General features: G+C 47.7%; 1 protein-coding gene. It reads right to left on the bottom strand.

All coding sequences use genetic code 11. From position 1 onward, the window contains the following. Nucleotides 1-75: 75 nt before the first annotated feature. Nucleotides 76-267 (bottom strand): hypothetical protein, encoded by a 192-nt coding sequence (locus DW49_RS1000000133210; RefSeq protein ID WP_081591312.1) that lies wholly within the window; start codon nt 265-267, stop codon nt 76-78. Nucleotides 268-610: the final 343 nt, after the last annotated feature.

Raw genomic sequence — 610 nt, 5'->3', positions numbered from 1 at the left:
ATCGTGATGCGTTCTTCAATGCTGAGTTCATGATATGACATAGGTTCACCGTACCGGATTGGTCAGGTGTTGCGCTCAGTTTTTGCCGCCGCCATGTTTTATAAATTTCTCAGATAGGCCCAGCACGGCAGTCGATGTGGTGGCATGGTCTAGGTTTCCCATTACCAGGTGCTGTCGACTGCACAAGCTGAATAAGGTTTCGTCGGGTAGCCAGTCCAGTCGAGGGAATGGCTCGATCACCCATTTCTGAGCTGATGCGGCGCTCATGGTACCTCCGAGTCGAATCAGAGGAGACGAGTGTAGCGGCTGGAAATCAGTCCTACGGATCGATTTCGCCTAAACAGGCGGCTGGTTATTCGCGAATCTTTGGTCTCATAACTGGTGGAATTTACCGTTTATTTTTTATCACCTGACCATCTATGAATGCCGGTTTTTGGCCTTCAAAGCACCGAATACACTGAAAAGGCAGCACGAATGCGCCGGCGGAGGCGCAACTTAGCTGCTTCATTCTAGTGTACTGTTTTCGAAATAAGTTACCCATAACCTGCAAGCTAAGCTATTGATAAGATTTGAATTTTCCGTTAGTTGGTGGCTGATTTTTTCGAAAACA

Source organism: Pseudomonas avellanae BPIC 631, assembly GCF_000444135.1.
Lineage (GTDB): Bacteria > Pseudomonadota > Gammaproteobacteria > Pseudomonadales > Pseudomonadaceae > Aquipseudomonas > Aquipseudomonas avellanae.
This window is presented reverse-complemented; position numbering and strand designations above follow the sequence as displayed.